Here is a 17,715-nt window from a genome sequence, read left to right on the forward strand (position 1 = left end):
CGATCGCCACAATTAGTGATCCTTATGCTGAATCTTCCGCGGCTACGAATCCTGAGCGAGGTCGTGCGCTGCGGATCTTTCTCCGCCGCCGCTGACACGCTCGGCTACACGCAGTCGGCCGTCTCGCAGGCGGTAGCGCGCCTGGAGGCCGAGGCCGGCACGCAGCTGCTGGTGCGTGAACGCCGCGGTGTGCGCGCCACCGCCGTCGGCGCGGTGCTGCTCGCGCACGCCGAAACGATCCTCGCTCAGGTCAAGACCGCCGAGGATGAGATCGCGGCGCTGCTCGGTGTGCGCGGGGGACGGCTGCGGATGGCTTCGTTCCAGTCCGCCGGCTCCACGCTGGTCCCAAAGGCGATCGCGGCCTTTCGCCGCCAGCACCCGGAGGTGGAGCTGTCGCTGGAGGAAGGCGAGCCCGAGGAGATCGCGCCGCTGCTGCGGGCCGGTGAGCTGGACCTGGCGCTGCTGTTCGAGTTCCCCGGCCAGGAGCATCACTTCGAGGGTCTCACCAAAGTGGAGCTGATCCAGGACCCGCTCTGGGTGGCGCTGGCGGTCGAGCATCCGCTCGCCCGCAAGCACAACCTGACGCTCGGCGAGCTTCGCGACGAGGACTGGATCCAGACCTCTTCGCAGAGCGCCTGCGCGCGACACATCGTCGAACTGTGCCGCGGCGCCGGCTTTGAGCCACGCGTGTGCTTCCAGTCTGATGATTACGACACCGTTCAGGGCTTGGTCGCCGCCCGTGTCGGGGTTGCGCTCGTACCAAGGCTGGCCCTGAGCCGTCGCCAGCCGGGCCTCGTGGTGCGCGGCCTTGCCCCGCATAACCCGGCGCGGCGGGTGTTTGCGGCCACCGACCCCGCCGCCGGCCGGTTGCCCGCGGCGGCGGTGATGCTCGCGCTCCTCGCGCAGCGCGCACGCACGTTCGCCGCTGGCGCTCAGCAGTGAGTCCTCGTCCAGGCGGCGACCCCTGGCCTATGCTCCCGGAGGTGGTTGCGGAACAGTCAGACGTCAGCGCCGACCGCGAGCGACGGCTCAGCTTCGGCGCCGTCGCCGAGCGCTACGACCGCCACCGTCCTCGCTACCCGCCCGAGGTGATCGACGCGGCGATCCGTTACGCGGGCGCGCGGCCCGGGGACCGGGTCCTGGACGTGGGGGCGGGGACCGGCTTCGTGAGCCTGGCGCTGGCGGCGCAGGGCTTTGCCGTGACCGCCGTCGAGCCCGATGGCGAGATGGCGGCGGTGGCGAGCCAGCGGGCCGCCACCGCCGGGCTGGCGCTTGAGGTCCTGCGCAGCGACTTTGAGCACGCGCAGCTGCCTGAGGGTGCCTTTGCGCTGATTGTCTCGGGGACCGCGTGGCATTGGGTCACGCCGGAGCTGCGCAGCCGGGCCGCGGCGCGGGTGCTGAGGACGGGCGGTGCGCTTGTGCCGTTCTGGAACCGCCCGTTGTGGGACGGCAACCCGCTGGCGCCGGCGTTCGATGTCGCCTACGCGGCCGTCGCGTCGGACTTCGCCGCGCGCAAGTCCGGGCCCCTGAATCCGAGTGCTCAGCCGCTTGAGAACGTCGCGTGGACGGCGCGTGAGCTGCGTGAGGATGCGGCGTTCAGCGACCTCACAGAGCGCTCGGTGCGCTGGTCGCTGCGCTACAGCCGCGAGCAGTACCTGGGGCTGCTCGGCACCCACTCAGACCACATCCTGTTGGCTGACGCTGCCAGGCAGCGGCTGTTTACGGCCGTTGGGGCGGCGATCGACGCCGCCGGCGGGAGCTTCGAGCTGACCTACGAGACGGCGATGCTGCTGGCGCGCCGGCGCTAGACCGCGGCCTTAACCGTCCGTTTCACCGCCCGCACCGCACGCTTTATCAGGCGCCGCGCCACCCGGTAGGTGCCGGTCGCGCCGAGCGCGATCGTGATCAGGCCGGCGACGACCGCCACGACGGCGAGCAGCACCGGCCAGTGGCGGCGCAGGAAGGCGCTCGCGCGGCCGAGGTACTCCTGGGCGTGGTCTCCGGCAAAGGTCAGCGCCGCCATCATCGCCAGCTGTGGCATCACGAAACACACGTTGAAGAGGCCGATCAAAAAGAGCCGACGCGGTACGTCGACGCCCGAGCCGATCACGGCCGTGAGCGCGCCGAAATACGGAAACGCGGTGGGCAGCTCGATCGCCATGATGCTCGCGCCGAGCAGCCAGTGTGCGCGGTTGCGCCCGGTGAAGACCGGCAGCTGTCGGGCGCCGAGCCGGTCGCGGTGCACCCACAGCAGGCCGGCGGCCACCAGCAGCACCACCCCTGCCAGGGACTCGAGCACGTGGCGCGCGGTCGGGTCAGGCCGTGGCACGAGCGACAGGATCAGCTGGCCCGGCCCGAGCGCGATCAGCGCCCCGCCCAGGAAGTAGATCGTGAAGACTCCGGCGGTGAACTGGGCCAGGGCGTTACGGGCGCGCGGCTGCGAGGCGATATAGAGCGCCGGCGCCATCGTCGATGGGTTCAGCGAATCCGCCAGCCCGACCGCGATCATGATGCCGATCAGCCGCAGCATTGCAGCGACATTCTGGCGGTGATGGGCGCTTGCCTGCACCCTGCAACGCGCGACCCGCGATACTGGCTTGACCATGCGCGTGGCTGTGCTCGACGACTATCACCGGATCGCCCATACGCTCGCCGACTGGTCCTCGCTCGGCGTCGAGGTCGATTTCTTCGACCGGCCGATCCCGCGTGAGCAGTTGTCAGAGGTGCTGGCGAGCTACGACACGCTGGTGCTGATGCGCGAGCGCACCGCCTTCCCGCGCGCGGTGCTCGAACAGCTGCCGGAGCTTGCGGTGGTGGTCACGACCGGCATGCGCAACGCCGCGCTGGACGTGGAGTACCTTGCGGCGCGGGGCGTGCACGTCTACGGCACCGGCATCCCCGGCTACGGCGGCACCGCGCTCGAGCCGCCGCCCGGCGTACCCAGCACGATCGAGGTCGCCTGGGCGCTGATCTTCGCGCTGGTCAAGCGCGTCGTCGCGGAGGACCGGGCGATGCGCGAAGGGATCTGGCAGCAGGCGCTGCCCACCAACCTCGCGGGCGCCACCCTGGGGCTGGCCGGGCTCGGGCGGCTGGGGGCCCAGATGGTGGCTCCGGCCAGGCTCTTCGGCATGGAGGTGATCGCCTGGAGCCAGAACCTCACGGCGCCGCGGGCGCAGGCCGCGGGCGCGCGCCTGGTGAGTCGCGCCGAGCTCTTCGCGCAGTCGGATGTGCTCTCGATCCACCTGGTGCTCTCCGAGCGCACCCGCGGGCTGATCGGGGCCGGTGAGCTCGCGCTGATGAAGCAGAGCGCCTACCTGGTCAACACCTCGCGGGGCCCGATCGTCGACGAGGCCGCGCTCGTGCAGGCGCTGGCTGACGGTCGCATCGCCGGCGCCGGGCTGGACGTCTACGACACCGAGCCGCTGCCGGTCGGTCACCCGCTGCTGTCGCTTGAGAACGCCGTGCTGACCCCACACCTCGGCTACGTCAGCGCGGCGGCGCTGGCTGAGATGTACGCGCAGGTGGTTGAGGACCTGGCGGCTCACCTGCGCGGCGAGCCGATCCGCGTGATCGCCTGAGCGGCAGCCTGGCCGAGCGTCGCCGACGGCGGCTCGTGCGTCCGTGGCGGCCAGCGGGCCGCCACGGCAGCGCTCACCCGCTACACTCACCAGCGCGCCGAGCGGCGTGCGTCAGCACGCGCTCAGTCTCGGCGAGCACCAGTCAAACCGCATTCGGGGACTACAGATATGGCCCGTGGAGACGTGCGGATCGCTGCGACCCTCGCCTGCGAGGAGTGCAAGCACCGCAATTATCAGACCAACAAGAGCAAGCGCAACAACCCCGAGCGGCTGCAGCTGCGCAAGTACTGCAGGTGGTGCAAGCGGCACACCCCGCATCGTGAGACGCGTTAGGCGGCGGCGAGGCTTCAGTGGCTGACCCCGATCAGCTCGACGAGGTCGACGAGCACCCGGGCCAGGCGGGCATCAGCGCTGCGCCGCGCCCGTCGGCACCCGCTAGGCTTGTCGGGTTCCTGCGCGGAAGCTGGCGCGAGCTTCAGCGCACGCAATGGCCCAACCGCCAGCAGGTGATGCAGGCCACGGGTGTCGTCATCGGCTTCGTGATCGTCGCCGGGGTGTTCCTCGGGGTCGCGGACCTGGTGGCCTCAAAGCTGATCAACCTGATCCTCTAGACAGGCGAAGAGAGAATGTTCCGCTGGTACGTAGTCAATACATATTCCGGACACGAGAACAAGGTCAAGCACAACCTGGAACACCGGGTTGTCTCGCTCGGCCAGCAGCGCAACGTGCGCCAGATCGTCGTCCCAACCGAGTCGGTGTCCGAGATGAAGGACAACCAGAAGGTCACCGTCGAGCGCCGCACGATGCCCGGCTACGTGCTCGTGAACATGGACCTCAACGAGGACTCATGGGCGCTGGTCAAGGGCACGCCCGGGGTCACCGGGTTCGTCGGTCCCTCCAGCGAGCCGGTGCCGCTCACCCAGAGCGAGGTCGACCGGCTGCTGCACCAGGAGACCGCCGAGCGCCCGCGCAGCCGTGCGCAGTTCGCGATCGGCGAGTCGATCAAGGTCGTCTCCGGGCCGCTGTCTGACTTCTCGGGCGAGATCTCCGAGGTCAACGAAGACGGTCAGAAGCTCAAGGTGCTGGTCTCGATCTTCGGTCGCGAAACCCCGGTCGAGGTCGGCTTCGACCAGGTCAAGAAGCTGTAGTAACCCTGAAGTTGCAGGTGCACTAGGAGAGATTTATGCGGGCCCTAGGGGGGCCCGTGTTGCTCGCCAGAACTAGGAAGAGTCGAAATGGCAAAGAAAGTCCTCACACACATCAAGCTGCAGGCGGTCGGTGGTCAGGCCACCCCGGCGCCGCCGGTCGGCCCCGCGCTCGGCCAGCACGGCGTCAACATCATGGAGTTCGTCAAGGCGTTCAACGCGCAGACCCAGGGTGATGCCGGCACGGTGATTCCGGTGGTGATCACGGTCTACGAGGACCGCTCCTTCACCTTCGTCACCAAGCAGCCGCCGGCTGCCGTGCTGATCAAGCAGGCGGTCGGTCTCGAGCGCGGCTCGGCCGAGCCGCACCGCCTCAAGGTGGCGCGCCTCAGCCAGGCGCAGCTGACCGCGATCGCCGAGAAGAAGATGCAGGACATGAACGCGGGCGACATCGACGCCGCCAAGCGGATCGTCGCGGGCACCGCCCGCTCGATGGGAGTGGAGGTGGAGGCCTGATGGCAAACCATGGCAAGGCATACCTGCAGGCGCGTCAGCGCTTCGACCGCGAGCGTGAGTACACGCCGGCGGAGGCGATCGCGCTGGTCAAGCAGCTCTCGACGGTGAGCTTCAACGAGTCGGTTGAGGTCCACGTCCGCACCGGGCTGAACGTCCGCCACGCCGACGAGCAGCTGCGCGGCACCGTGGCGCTGCCCAACGGGCTTGGCAAGGAGGTCCGGGTGGCGGTCTTCGCCCAGGGCGACAAGGCGCGCGAGGCGGAGGAGGCGGGAGCCGATGTGGTCGGCGCCGAGGACCTCGCAACACGCATCCAGGAGGGCTTTGACGACTTTGACGTGGCGATCGCCACGCCTGACCTGATGCCGGTCGTCGGTCGGCTGGGGCGCATCCTCGGACCGTCGGGCAAGATGCCGAACCCGAAGGTCGGGACCGTCACGATGGACGTCGGTAAGGCCGTCGAGGAGTCAAAGGCCGGCAAGGTCGAGTACCGCACCGACCGCAACGCGATCGTGCACCTCGTGATCGGCAAGCGCGACTTTGAGGACCGGGCGCTGCTCGAGAACTACCAGGCGGTGATCGAGGAGCTGGTGCGTGCCAAGCCAGCGGCGGCCAAGGGCCGCTACCTGCGGACCGTCACCTTCGCCTCGACGATGGGTCCGGGCGTGCGCGTTGACCCGACCCGCACCCGCGACATCGTCGAGGACGCAGTCCCCGCCTGAGACCGCCCGCTTGCGTGGAGCCGGCGGACAGCGGTCCGCCGGCTCCCGACCGTCGGGCACAGCACCTGCGCCCCAAACCAAGACCCTGAGCTGCCACTTTGTGCATTTCGCGCGCTGGTAGCGCCCGGATTGCACAAACCACGTTGTGGTCGTGGAGCTTTGGGGGCGCGGGGTTGTTGTCCGCGCTCGCGCGATCGTGCCGCCCGGTCCGTGGCGCGGTGAGCGGCTACACTGACGCCCTCAAGAGACGACGCCCAAGACCTCCGGCCGCGTGCGCGCGTAAGTCCAGAGCAGGTGAAGCCTCGAAGCGGACGCCGCGCGATGCTGGTCGGCCGCTCTCGATGCCCGCCTGCAGACGGGTGTCATGAGTAGAGAGCGAGACCAATGAATCGAGAAGAGAAAGCGGCAGTGATCGAGCAGATCGCCGATGAGCTGACCGGCTCCGGGGCGATCTTCGCGCTGGACTACCGCGGCATCACGGTTGCGCAGATCGCGGAGTTGCGCGAGAAGCTGCGGCCGCTTGACACCAGGCTGCAGGTGACCAAGAACTCGCTGGCGGAGCGTGCCGCCGACCAGGCCGGGGTCAACGAGATCAAGCCGATGCTGTATGGGCCGACGGCGCTGGCCCTCGTCAAGGGTGATGTCGCCGCGGCCGCCAAGGTCCTGAGCGACACTTCGCGGGCGTTGCGCGGCCCGTTGGCGTTCAAGGGCGGCTACATGGGCGGCGTGGCGCTCAGCGCCGCCGACGCTGAGACGATCGCCAGACTACCCGCGCGAGAGGTGCTGCACGCCCAGCTGGTCGGCACCGTCGCCGCGCCGCTGACCGGCCTGGCGCGCACGCTCAACGCGCTGATCGCCGGAGTGGCGATCCAGCTTGGCCAGATACGCGACCAGGGACTGCTCGGCGGCGGGGCAGCCGGCGCTGCGCCGGCCGCGGCCGAGGACTGAGAACCCCCACACCCCTTCAACCAGAAACACCAGGAGAAACACATGCCTACCACTGAAGAATGGATCGACGAGCTCAAGGGCATTTCGGTGCTCGAGCTGTCCGAGCGGATCAAGGCGCTCGAGGAGGCCTTCGGCGTCTCAGCGGCCGCCGTGGCCGCCGCCGCCCCGGCTGCCGCCGCGGCCGGTGGTGCTGACGCCGCCGCCGAGGAGGAGTCGACGACCGTTGACGTCATCCTGACCGCCGCCGGCGACAAGAAGATCCAGGTCATCAAGGTCGTCCGCGCCGCCACCGGTCTTGGCCTCAAGGAGGCCAAGGATCTGGTCGACAACGCTCCCAAGGCCGTCAAGGAGGGCATCGAGCGCGAGGAGGCCGACAAGCTCAAGGCCGAGCTCGAAGAGGCCGGCGCGAGCGTCGAGTACAAGTAGCTTCCGGACCCCGGTCCGAGCACGGGAGGGCCGCCCCGCCGGGGCGGCCCTCCCGTCGTTTAGGGGCTCCTGCTAGCGCTCAAACAGCAGGCGGCCGACGCCGCCGAGGACCAGGGCCGCCAGACCGGCGCCGGCGAGCGTGAGCCCGGCGGGCTCGAGCCCACCGAGATAGGAGTCCCAGGCGGCACGGGCCGCGGTCTGTGCCAGCGGCAGCGAGAACGAGCCGGTGACGAGGTTGCCGCCCACCAGGTAGACGCCCACCGCGATCAGGCCGCTCGCGATCGCGCCGATGCCGAGCCCCTGGAGCGTGCCCCAACGCGAAGGGGAGATGAGCAGCGCTCCGCCGGCCAGCACGACGCACAGCACGATCGCCAGCGTGCTGTCGCGACCGAGCAGGGCCAGATCGCGCCCGGCGGTGGACGCCGCCGGCGGCAGCGGTATGTCGACCACCTGGACCGTGCCGATGCGGTCGAGGATGGCGGCGAGCTGCGGGCTGCGGCCGGCGACCAGGCGACCGAGCTTGGGACCGACATCGGGCAGGGTCAGCCGCAAGACGCCTGTCTGGCCTGACTCGAGCTGGCTCTGCAGCGACCGGGCGGCGGCGTCGATCTCGGCGTTGACCACCGGGCTCGAGAGCGCCTCGCCAACCGCTTGCGTGACGATCGGCGTGACCGTGGCCTGATTGCCGGTGACGGCCAGCACGTGGTCTGTGACGGTGCTGATCACCGTCGAGCGCAGCGGTCCGGCTTCGACCACGCGCAGCGCGCGACCCGCAAAGCCCGAGCCGGTGAGTGTCGTGACCGAGCCGGCGATCAGCGCGAGGAGCATCGCGACGCTCGCCAGCACGCTCAGCAGCGCCGCAAGCAGCGCGCGGCCGGCGGACTTGTGGGCGGGCATGTCGTCCAAGGCTAGCCCGTGACTGCGGGTGACCCCTAGAGTGTCGGTATGCACCGCCGCCACGAGCTGCCACCAGCACCCGTCCTGGCCGCACTGCTACCGCCTGGTGCGGTGCCACCGGCACTGCGTGAGGCCGTCAGCAGGCTGCTTCGCGGCTGGGGGCACGGCTGGGATGAGCTTGAGCTGATCGGTACCGCCAGCGTCGCGCCCGCGCGCCGAGTGGTGGCCGACGAGGTGTGGGTGTTCGCGCTCGCCGCGGGCCCGCTGGCGATCGGCGATGAGCTGGCCTCGGGGGCGGGACGCGTCGCGGGTCTGGGGGTGTCGGCCTTTCGCGGCGGTGTGATCCCGGTGACGCCCTATCGCGCCCAGGTCTACGAGACGCTTCACCGGCGCGGGGGCAGCGACGAGGGGCCGAGCGAGCGCCCTCCCGGGCCAGCGGTGCCGGTGTCCGTGGAGCCGTTGTCTGCGGGCGCCTGAAGCGCTCCCGCGCAGCGTTCAGCCGGAGGCGGTGGCGGTCGGCGCGCCGCTGGCCCGTGGCGTCCAGGTGAGGTAGCGCGAGGCCAGGATCAGGAAGGCGATACCGAGCATGTAGGCGCCCACCACGTCGCTCAGCAGATGCTGGCCACCGATCACGCGGGCGGGGCCGGCGCCGATGATCGCCAGCACGAGCAGGCGCGGCACCGTCCTGTGTCCCTGGCGCCAGCCGACCAGCGCCACGTAGCCGACCGAGGCGACCATGAACGTGACCACGCCGCTTGGGAAGTTGGCGCCCACGTGGTGGGGCAGGGTGCGCCACAGCGGCGTGGCGCCCCAGACGATCTTGATCGCCTTGTTGATCGCCGACGCGACCAGCGCCACCACGAGCCCGCCCACGGCCCGTCGGCCGGCCGCCCCGCCACCGCTCGAGCGCCACAGCCAGGCGGTCATCACGAGCACCTCGCCGATCGCCACCAGCGGCCGTCCGACCTGCTGGTAGATGCGCGTGATGTCCCAGATCGGCCAGGCCTTGTGCGACATGCCGACGTTCGCCGACCAGACATCGAAGGAGAACGTGTGGACCGACAGCACCCAGCGCTCCAAAAAGACCAGCGCCAGCAGCGTTGCGCTGACGCTCAGGTAGAGCGCCTGATGGCGCCGTGTGTCCGTGGTTTCGGTCGTTTGCGCCGCCTCGATGCTGCGGCGGTCTGGTGAGGTCACGATCACGGGCGGAAACCTTACGTCATCGTTGCCGCGGGTGTCGAAGCAGGGCGGCGGTCGCCTTGCACCCCATGGTTGCCTTGCGCGGCGTCTACGCCTACACTTCCGGCGTCGGCCAATAGACGTAGCCGTCTCACACACCGGCGCCGCGCCACATACGCGGAGCCCGAGGCGGGGTCCGTGAGCGCCGAGCGCCCCTGTTGTGGGCATCGCTTCTCTGTGCTATCTTTTTGAGTCCGCGTGCGTAGGGCCCGATCGGCTCGAAACCCGTGTCTCTCCTGTCTCCCCATCTGCCCGAGGAGTCGCCGTCTTGGCAACCGCTGAAGCCCCCCGGACGCGCCGGAGTTTTGCGCGTCTGAACCAGGTCCTTGAAGTCCCCAACCTGATCGACATCCAGCGCCGCTCCTTTGAGTGGCTGACAGACCCCCAAGCCGGCGGCCTGCGCGAAACGATCGACGACGTTTCGCCGATCGAGGACTACACGGGCAACCTTGCCGTGCAGTTCGGCGAGTTCACCTTCGACGAGCCGATCGCGTCGATCGACCAGTGCCGTGAGAAGGATCTCACCTACGCCCGGCCGCTGACCGTGACCGTCGCGTTCATCAACCGTGAGACCGGCGAGATCCGGGAGCAGTCCGTGTTCATGGGCGACTTTCCGTGGATGACAGACCGCGGCACGTTCATCATCAACGGCACCGAGCGGGTGGTCGTGACGCAGCTGGTGCGTTCTCCCGGCGCCTACGTGATGGAGCCCAAGGACCGCGAGAAGCAGGTCTTCGTCGCCAACCTGATGCCCGCCCGTGGTTCCTGGCTGGAGCTCGAGATCGACAAGAAGGGTCGCGTATACGTGCGCATCGACCGCAAGCGCAAGCTGCCGGTCACGGTGCTGCTGCGCGCGATGGGCTACGCGACCGACGAAGAGATCACCAAGCTCTTTGACGACTCGCTCTATATCCGCCTCACGCTCGAGGCTGACACCGAGGTCACACGCACCGAAGAGGGGGCGCTGATCGAGCTGTTCAAGAAGCAGCGCCCCGGGGAGCCGCCGTCGGTCGACGCCGCGCGCTCGCTGCTCAACCAGCTGTTCTTCGACCCCAAGCGCTACGACCTCACGCGCGTGGGGCGTTACAAGCTCAACAGCCGCCTCGGTCTCGACATCGACCTTGACACGCGCACGCTGACCCACGACGACATCATCGCGTTGGTCAAGGAGCTGATCAGCTTGCCGCGCCTGCTCGGCATGTCCGAGCACCCGGACAACGAGGCCAAGGACTACGCCGCCGAGGCCGCGGACATGCCGCGTGAGCCGATCCTCGAGCACCTCGACGAGTACGAGCACTTCGGCAACCGTCGCCTGCGCACGGTCGGCGAGCTGATCCAGGAGGCCTTCCGGATCGGCCTCTACCGCATGGAGCGCGTCGTGCGCGAGCGCCTCACGACCGAGGACACCGACACGATCACGCCGCAGACGATCGTCAACATCCGCCCCGTGGTTGCCGCGCTCAAGGAGTTCTACGGCAGCTCGCAGCTCAGCCAGTTCATGGATCAGACCAACATGCTGACCGGGCTGACGCACCGTCGCCGGCTGAGCGCGCTGGGCGCCGGTGGCCTGACGCGCGAGCGCGCGCCGATCGAGGTGCGCGACGTGCACCCCACCCACTACGGCCGCATGTGCCCGATCGAGACGCCCGAGGGTCCGAACATCGGCCTGATCGGCTCGCTGTCGGCCTACGCCGAGATCTCCGAGCACGGCTTCGTGACGACGCCCTACCGCGTGGTCAAGGACGGGGTGGTGACCGATGAGGTCATCCACGTCGACGCCACCCAGGAAGAGGACCTCAAGATCGCGCAGGCCAACGCCGCGGTGGACGCCAATGGTCGCCTCCAGGGCGATGAGATCCTCTGCCGCACGCAGGCCGGCCAGTATGTGACGGTCACGCCGGGCGAGGTGGATCTGATTGACGTCTCACCGCAGCAGGTCTGGTCGGTGGCCACCGCGATGATCCCGTTCCTCGAGCACGACGACGCCAACCGCGCGCTGATGGGCTCGAACATGCAGCGTCAGGCTGTGCCGCTGCTGGTCGCCGACGCGCCGGTGGTCGGCACCGGCATGGAATACCGCGCCGCCGTGGACACCGGCGATGTGGTGCTGGCCAAGAGCGCTGGGGTCGTCTCCTACGTCGATGCCGAGAAGATCGTCGTTGACAAGAAGGAGGGTGGTCAGGAGGAGTATGAGCTGCACAAGTTCATGCGCTCAAACCAGGCCACGCTGATCCACCAGAAGCCGATCATCGATGTCGGCACCGAGGTCGTGGCCGGCACGGTGCTGGCCGACGGCAGCTCCTCGGACCAGGGCGAGATGGCGCTTGGCAAGAACCTGCTGGTCGCCTTCATGTCCTGGGAGGGCTACAACTTCGAGGACGCGATCATCCTCTCGCGGCGCCTGGTGCAGGACGACGAGCTGACCTCGATCCACATCGAGGAGTACGAGATCGACGCCCGCACCACCAAGCTCGGTGACGAGGAGATCACGCGCGATATCCCCAACCGCTCCGAGGAGAGCCTGCGCAACCTCGACGACCGCGGCATCGTCCGCATCGGCGCCGAGGTGCAGTCCGGGGACCTGCTGGTCGGCAAGGTCACGCCCAAGGGCGAGACCGAGCTGACGGCGGAGGAGAAGCTGATCCGCGCGATCTTCAAGGAGAAGGCGCGCGAGGTCCGCGACACCAGCCTCAAGGTTCCCCACGGTGAGGGTGGTGTCGTGATCGACGTCAAAACCTTCAGCCGCGACGACGGCGACGATCTGCCGCCGGGCGTCAACGAGCTGGTACGGGTGTTCGTCGCCAAGAAGCGCAAGATCTCCGAGGGCGACAAGCTCGCCGGGCGCCACGGCAACAAGGGCGTGATCTCCAAGATCGTCGACATCGAGGACATGCCGTTCCTCGAGGACGGCACCCCCGTCGATGTGATCCTCAACCCGCTCGGCGTGCCGAGCCGCATGAACCTAGGTCAGATCCTCGAAACGCACCTGGGCTGGGTCGCGCTCAACGGCTGGTATGACGGTGACAACGAGCGGGGCAAGAACGCCACCCGCCGTGCCGTCGCACCCAACAGCGTCGACGGCGCCGGCCCGAAGGTGTATGTCGCGACACCCGTCTTTGACGGGGCCAAGGTGCAGGATGTCGACCGCGCGCTGGTGCAGTGGCAGCAGGAGCACGCCGCTGCCGGCGGTCGTATCCGCATGGACGTGGATCTCAGCCGGCGTGAGGGTGAGCAGGCATCCGGCAAGGTGAGGCTGTTCAACGGTCGCACCGGCCAGCCGTTCGCCCAGCCGGTGACGGTCGGCTGCATGTACATCCTCAAGCTCCACCACCTGGTGGACGACAAGATCCACGCCCGCTCGACCGGCCCCTACAGCCTGGTCACCCAGCAGCCGCTGGGCGGCAAGGCGCAGTTCGGCGGCCAGCGCTTCGGCGAGATGGAGGTCTGGGCGCTCGAGGCTTACGGTGCCGCCTACACCCTGCAGGAGATGCTCACGATCAAGTCCGACGACACCGTCGGGCGCGTGAAGGCCTACGAGGCGATCGTCAAGGGCGAGAACATCGCCGAGCCATCGATCCCCGAGTCCTTCAAGGTCCTGCTCAAGGAGATGCAGTCGCTGGCGCTCGACGTCAACGTCGTCTCCGAGGAGGGCGAGCGGGCTGACATGGCCGACGAGGACGACGACCTGCTGCGGGCCGCGGAGGAGCTCGGCATCGATCTCAGCGGCGTGCGCTCAAACGGCGAGGAGGCGGCCGACGAGGCCGTCGAGCACGAGGGCGAAACGCTCGAGGCATCCGCCGAGGAGCTCGAGGAGGAGGACGCCGACCTGGAGTCAGGTGAAGACCTGGAGGCCGAGGACTTCGCGGCGGAGCTTGACCCAATGCTCGACGCCGCCATCGGCCCCGGTGAGGCGGAGGGTGTTTTGGAAGAAGACGAGGCATAGGGCGTCTCACCACCGCCCCACAGCGCTGCTGGCGGCCAGCGGGCCGCCGGCAGCAGCACGAAGATCACGAGAGGAATCACTTTGATCGACATCAACAACTTCGACGCAATCCAGATCGGCCTCGCTTCCAGCAAGCAGATTCGCTCTTGGAGCTCCGGTGAGGTAACCAAGCCGGAGACGATCAACTACCGGACGCTCAAGCCTGAGAAGGATGGCCTGTTCTGCGAGCGCATCTTCGGTCCGACCAAGGACTGGGAGTGCTACTGCGGCAAGTACAAGCGGGTGCGCTACAAGGGCATCGTCTGCGAGCGCTGCGGCGTCGAGGTGACGCGCTCCAAGGTGCGTCGCGAGCGCATGGGGCACATCGATCTGGCGGCACCCGTCAGCCACATCTGGTTCTTCAAGGGGGTTCCGAGCCGCATCGGCTACCTGCTGGACATGGCTCCCAAGGAGCTCGAGAAAGTTCTCTACTTCGCCGCTTCGATGGTCACCTGGGTCGACGACGAGGCGCGCGCGCGTGACCTCGAGACACTCGAGACCGAGGTCAACAAGACGCTCGACAGCTACGCGGCCGAGAAGGAAGAGCGCATGCTCGAGCTCAAGGAGTCGCTTGCACGCCGGCTCGAGTTCCTGCAGAGCGCCAAGATCACGCGTGACTTCTCGGACGACGACCACCTGTGGGCCGACGCGCTGGATGTCAACGTCGCCAAGCTCTCCGATGAGGAGCGCGAGAAGCTGATCAAGGACGTGCGCAAGAGCATGACGGCCGACATCGATGACACCGAGGCCTACATGGAGGACGCCGCCGAGCGCATCCGCCAGGTGTGGGACCTGTTCAAGTCGATCAAGCCCAAGGACGTGGTCAACGACGAGACACTCTTCCGTGAGCTCAAGGACCGCTTCGGCTCGCCCTACGGCTATGGGGAGTACTTCCGCGGCGGCATGGGTGCGGAGGCCGTCCGCGACCTGCTGCAGCAGGTCGACCTCGAGGCCGAGGCAGCCGACCTTCAGGATCAGGTCAAGACCGCCAAGGGTCAGAAGCAGGCCCGCGCCGTCAAGCGCCTGAAGGTCGTCACGGCCTTCCTGAACTCCGGCAACAAGCCGGAGATGATGATCCTCGAGGCGGTGCCGGTGATCCCGCCGGAGCTGCGCCCGATGGTGCAGCTGGACGGTGGCCGCTTTGCGACCTCGGACCTCAACGACCTCTACCGGCGCGTGATCAACCGCAACAACCGCCTCAAGCGGCTGCTCGACCTCGGCGCCCCCGAGATCATCGTCAACAACGAGAAGCGGATGCTGCAGGAGGCCGTCGACGCGCTGTTTGACAACGGCCGCCGTGGGCGCCCGGTCACCGGTCCTGGCAACCGCCCGTTGAAGTCGCTCTCGGACATGCTCAAGGGCAAGCAGGGGCGCTTCCGCCAGAACCTGCTCGGCAAGCGCGTGGACTACTCCGGCCGCTCGGTGATCGTCTCCGGTCCGTGGCTGAAGCTGCACCAGTGCGGCCTGCCGAAGCTGATGGCGCTCGAGCTGTTCAAGCCGTTCATCATGGCCCGCCTGGTCGAGCGCAAGTCCGCGCAGAACATCAAGGCCGCCAAGAAGATGGTCGACTCGATGATCCCGGAGGTGTGGGACGTGCTCGAGGAGGTCATCCACGAGCATCCCGTGCTGCTGAACCGCGCGCCGACCCTGCACCGCCTGGGCATCCAGGCGTTCGAGCCGGTGTTGGTCGAGGGCAAGGCGATCCAGGTTCATCCGCTGGTCTGCCACGCCTTCAACGCCGACTTCGACGGCGACCAGATGGCTGTGCACCTGCCGCTGTCGGCTGAGGCCCAGGCCGAGGCGCGGATCCTGATGCTGTCGGCCAACAACATCCTCTCGCCGGCACACGGAGCGCCGCTGGCGGTTCCGGCCCAGGACATGGTGCTCGGCGCCTACTACCTGACCTATGGTCCTGAGGCGGAGGAGCTTGCGAAGATCGACCCGGCCACGCACCAGCCGCGCCCGCACGTGTTCCGCACCGCCCAGGAGGCGGAGTGGTCCTACGAGCACGGTGTGGTCGGGCTCCACGACATCGCCGAATACCGTCCCCGCGACTCAGACCGCGGACACGTGCTGACGACCGTCGGGCGGATCATCTACAACGACCGCATCGAGCGTGCCGTTGAGGAGGCGATGGGCGAGGACTTCGACCCGACCAAGTACGAGTTCGTCAACCGCTCGATGAAGAAGAAGGACACCACCAAGCTGGTCGACGATCTGGTCCAGAACTATGGGGCCGCGTCGATCAGCCAGGTGCTGGACGCGTTCAAGGAGATCGGCTTCCACTACGCCACCCAGGCGGGTGTCACCGTGTCCAAGAATGACGTGCAGACCCCGCCCGACAAGCAGGAGATCCTGGCTCGCTACGACGAGCGCCTGGCTGAGATCGACGCCCAGTACGACAACGGCGAGATGGATCAGGAGGAGCGCCACGAGGCCGTCACCGGCCTCTGGAACGAGGCGACCGACGAAGTCGCCAAGGCGATGGTCGACCACCTCGACGAGCTCAACCCGATCTTCATGATGGCCAACTCGGGTGCGCGTGGCTCCTTCCAGCAGATCCGCCAGCTGGCGGGTATGCGCGGGCTGATGGCAAACCCCAAGGGCGAGATCATCGAGCGGCCGATCAAGTCCAACTTCATGGAGGGGTTGGACGTGCTCGAGTACTTCATCTCGACGCACGGGGCCCGCAAGGGTCTCGCCGACACGGCGCTGCGCACCGCCGACTCGGGCTACCTGACCCGGCGCCTGGTGGACGTCTCCCAGGATGTGATCATCCGCCAGGAGGACTGCGGCACCAGCGAGTACATCTCCGCACCGGTGTTCAAGGCCGACGTCGATCCCTCCAGCCGGCGCCTGCGGCCCACCGCTGAGCCCAACGACAACCTCGTCGGCCGGATCGCCGCCCAGACCATCACCGGGCCCGACGGCCAGGTGATCGTCGAGCAGGGAGCCGAGATTGACCGCGGCGAGCTGGCCGCGCTGGTCGAGGCCTTTGGTGAGGCCTCCGCCGCCGGTGAGCTGGTGAGCGTACCGGTGCGCTCGGTGCTGAAGTGCGAGGCGCCCACCGGCGTCTGCCAGGCCTGCTATGGCCGTTCGATGGCGACCGGCAAGCTCGCGCAGATCGGTGACGCCGTGGGAATCATCGCGGCGCAGTCGATCGGTGAGCCGGGCACGCAGCTGACGATGCGCACCTTCCACACCGGCGGTGTCGCCGGCGCGGACATCACGCACGGCCTGCCGCGCGTGGTGGAGCTGTTCGAGGCGCGCAAGCCGAAGGGCCTCGCGCGGATGGCCGAGGTGTCGGGCACCGTCTCGCTGGAGGAGGCCGACAAGTCGGTGACGGTCGTGATCACCGACTCGGCCGGTGAGGAGCACCGCTACCCGTTCCCGCGGCGCACGCTGCTGTATGTCCGTGACGGGGAGCATGTGGAGGTCGGCAAGCCGCTCAACGAGGGCTCGCTGTATCCACACGAGATCCTCGCTCACGGCGGCAAAACACCGCAGGAGCGGCGCACCGAGACGGAGCTCTACCTCGTCCGCGAGGTCCAGGAGGTCTACAAGTCGCAGGGTGTGGACATCAACGACAAGCACATCGAGCTGATCGTCCGTCAGATGATGAAGAAGGTCAGGGTCGATCAGAAGGGCGACACGGAGCTCTTGCCGGGGCAGTTCGTCGACCGGCACGAGTTCGCGCGGATCAACGGGGCGGTCGAGCACGACGGCGGTGAGCTGGCGCAGGCCGAGGAGATCATCCTGGGCATCACCAAGGCGTCGCTGAACACCGACAGCTTCCTGTCGGCGGCCTCCTTCCAGGAGACGACCAAGGTGCTGACCGACGCGTCGCTTGAGGGCAAGATCGACCGGCTGAACGGCCTCAAGGAGAACGTGATCATCGGCAAGCTGATCCCGGCCGCGACGGGGCTGAAGCGCTACCGGCGGATCGAGATCGAGCCGGCCGAGCCGCTGCCGCGTGGGATCGACGAGATCGGCCTGCTCGACAGCGACGACCTGGCGGCGGAGCTCGGCCTGGCCGAGGGCGATGATCTGGGTGATTTCGGCGGGTTGCACGCCGACCTCTCAGACCTCGAGGCGCTCGGCAGCGTCGATGCCTCGTTCGGGTTTGCCGACGGATTCGACGACCTCGGGCTGGCGGGCGACGACGGCCTGTCGGGCGCCGAGGATCTCAACTAGCAAGCACTGACCTATCGTCCGGGGGCCACGGGCCCCCGGACGCGCGTTTGCCCCCGGGCGGCCCACCTGCA

The 17,715-nt window shown here is 68.2% G+C and carries 16 protein-coding genes; 13 read left to right on the forward strand and 3 right to left on the reverse strand.

From position 1 onward, the window contains the following. The first annotated feature begins 24 nt into the window (after positions 1 to 24). Entirely contained in the window at positions 25 to 942 is a 918-nt protein-coding gene (locus M3M54_RS16060; RefSeq protein ID WP_256465795.1) for a LysR family transcriptional regulator, read from the forward strand. 41 nt (positions 943 to 983) lie between these two features. Further along, positions 984 to 1,808: a class I SAM-dependent methyltransferase gene (locus tag M3M54_RS16065; protein WP_249020032.1), complete on the forward strand. Its 825-nt coding sequence runs from the start codon at positions 984 to 986 to the stop codon at positions 1,806 to 1,808. Here M3M54_RS16065 and M3M54_RS16070 read toward each other — a convergent pair. Continuing rightward, positions 1,805 to 2,530, reverse strand: coding sequence for a GAP family protein (locus M3M54_RS16070; RefSeq protein WP_249020033.1), 726 nt, complete (start codon positions 2,528 to 2,530; stop codon positions 1,805 to 1,807). The two genes, M3M54_RS16065 and M3M54_RS16070, sit on opposite strands and share 4 nt — an antisense overlap. Positions 2,531 to 2,603: 73 nt before the next feature. On the opposite strand from M3M54_RS16070, the gene M3M54_RS16075 reads away from it, so the two are divergent. The 8 genes from M3M54_RS16075 (at position 2,604) to rplL (ending at position 7,332) form a co-directional block, all read left to right on the forward strand. After that, the gene (locus M3M54_RS16075) at positions 2,604 to 3,578 is read left to right on the forward strand and encodes a D-2-hydroxyacid dehydrogenase family protein (protein ID WP_249020034.1); all 975 of its coding nucleotides are present in this window, start codon (positions 2,604 to 2,606) and stop codon (positions 3,576 to 3,578) included. A 168-nt stretch (positions 3,579 to 3,746) separates the two neighbouring features. Beyond that, positions 3,747 to 3,911, forward strand: coding sequence for a 50S ribosomal protein L33 (gene rpmG / locus M3M54_RS16080; protein WP_256465796.1), 165 nt, complete (start codon positions 3,747 to 3,749; stop codon positions 3,909 to 3,911). Between the two features lie 17 nt (positions 3,912 to 3,928). After that, complete coding sequence (gene secE / locus M3M54_RS16085; RefSeq protein WP_249020035.1) at positions 3,929 to 4,189, forward strand: preprotein translocase subunit SecE; 261 nt, start codon at positions 3,929 to 3,931, stop codon at positions 4,187 to 4,189. Positions 4,190 to 4,204: 15 nt separating this feature from the next. Further along, positions 4,205 to 4,726 carry a transcription termination/antitermination protein NusG gene (gene nusG, locus M3M54_RS16090; protein WP_249020036.1) on the forward strand — a complete coding sequence of 174 codons (522 nt, stop codon included), beginning with the start codon at positions 4,205 to 4,207 and terminating at the stop codon, positions 4,724 to 4,726. An 87-nt stretch (positions 4,727 to 4,813) separates the two neighbouring features. Further along, a complete protein-coding gene (gene rplK / locus M3M54_RS16095; RefSeq protein ID WP_249020037.1) occupies positions 4,814 to 5,239 on the forward strand; it encodes a 50S ribosomal protein L11 in 426 nt (141 codons plus the stop codon). After that, positions 5,239 to 5,958 carry a 50S ribosomal protein L1 gene (gene rplA / locus M3M54_RS16100; protein ID WP_249020038.1) on the forward strand — a complete coding sequence of 240 codons (720 nt, stop codon included), beginning with the start codon at positions 5,239 to 5,241 and terminating at the stop codon, positions 5,956 to 5,958. Before rplK ends, rplA begins: the two co-directional genes overlap by 1 nt. 384 nt (positions 5,959 to 6,342) lie before the next feature. Continuing rightward, positions 6,343 to 6,906 (forward strand): 50S ribosomal protein L10, encoded by a 564-nt coding sequence (gene rplJ, locus M3M54_RS16105; protein ID WP_249020039.1) that lies wholly within the window; start codon positions 6,343 to 6,345, stop codon positions 6,904 to 6,906. A 42-nt stretch (positions 6,907 to 6,948) separates the two neighbouring features. Beyond that, complete coding sequence (gene rplL / locus M3M54_RS16110; protein ID WP_249020040.1) at positions 6,949 to 7,332, forward strand: 50S ribosomal protein L7/L12; 384 nt, start codon at positions 6,949 to 6,951, stop codon at positions 7,330 to 7,332. A gap of 72 nt (positions 7,333 to 7,404) precedes the next feature. On the opposite strand, the gene M3M54_RS16115 is transcribed toward rplL, so the two are convergent. Beyond that, positions 7,405 to 8,229: a hypothetical protein gene (locus M3M54_RS16115; RefSeq protein WP_249020041.1), complete on the reverse strand. Its 825-nt coding sequence runs from the start codon at positions 8,227 to 8,229 to the stop codon at positions 7,405 to 7,407. Positions 8,230 to 8,277: 48 nt separating this feature from the next. Here M3M54_RS16115 and M3M54_RS16120 point away from each other — a divergent pair, with 48 nt between their 5' ends. Continuing rightward, entirely contained in the window at positions 8,278 to 8,706 is a 429-nt protein-coding gene (locus M3M54_RS16120) for a hypothetical protein (RefSeq protein WP_249020042.1), read from the forward strand. An 18-nt stretch (positions 8,707 to 8,724) separates the two neighbouring features. On the opposite strand, the gene M3M54_RS16125 is transcribed toward M3M54_RS16120, so the two are convergent. Next, complete coding sequence (locus M3M54_RS16125) at positions 8,725 to 9,432, reverse strand: phosphatase PAP2 family protein (protein WP_249020043.1); 708 nt, start codon at positions 9,430 to 9,432, stop codon at positions 8,725 to 8,727. 304 nt (positions 9,433 to 9,736) lie between these two features. On the opposite strand from M3M54_RS16125, the gene M3M54_RS16130 reads away from it, so the two are divergent. Both M3M54_RS16130 and M3M54_RS16135 read left to right on the forward strand, forming a co-directional pair. After that, positions 9,737 to 13,411, forward strand: a complete 3,675-nt coding sequence (locus M3M54_RS16130) for a DNA-directed RNA polymerase subunit beta (protein ID WP_249020044.1) — start codon at positions 9,737 to 9,739, stop codon at positions 13,409 to 13,411. 81 nt (positions 13,412 to 13,492) lie between these two features. Beyond that, positions 13,493 to 17,644 (forward strand): DNA-directed RNA polymerase subunit beta', encoded by a 4,152-nt coding sequence (locus M3M54_RS16135; RefSeq protein ID WP_249020045.1) that lies wholly within the window; start codon positions 13,493 to 13,495, stop codon positions 17,642 to 17,644. The last annotated feature ends 71 nt before the right edge of the window (positions 17,645 to 17,715 follow it).

Origin of the sequence: Conexibacter sp. S30A1 (assembly GCF_023330665.1) — a bacterium.
GTDB lineage: Bacteria > Actinomycetota > Thermoleophilia > Solirubrobacterales > Solirubrobacteraceae > Palsa-465.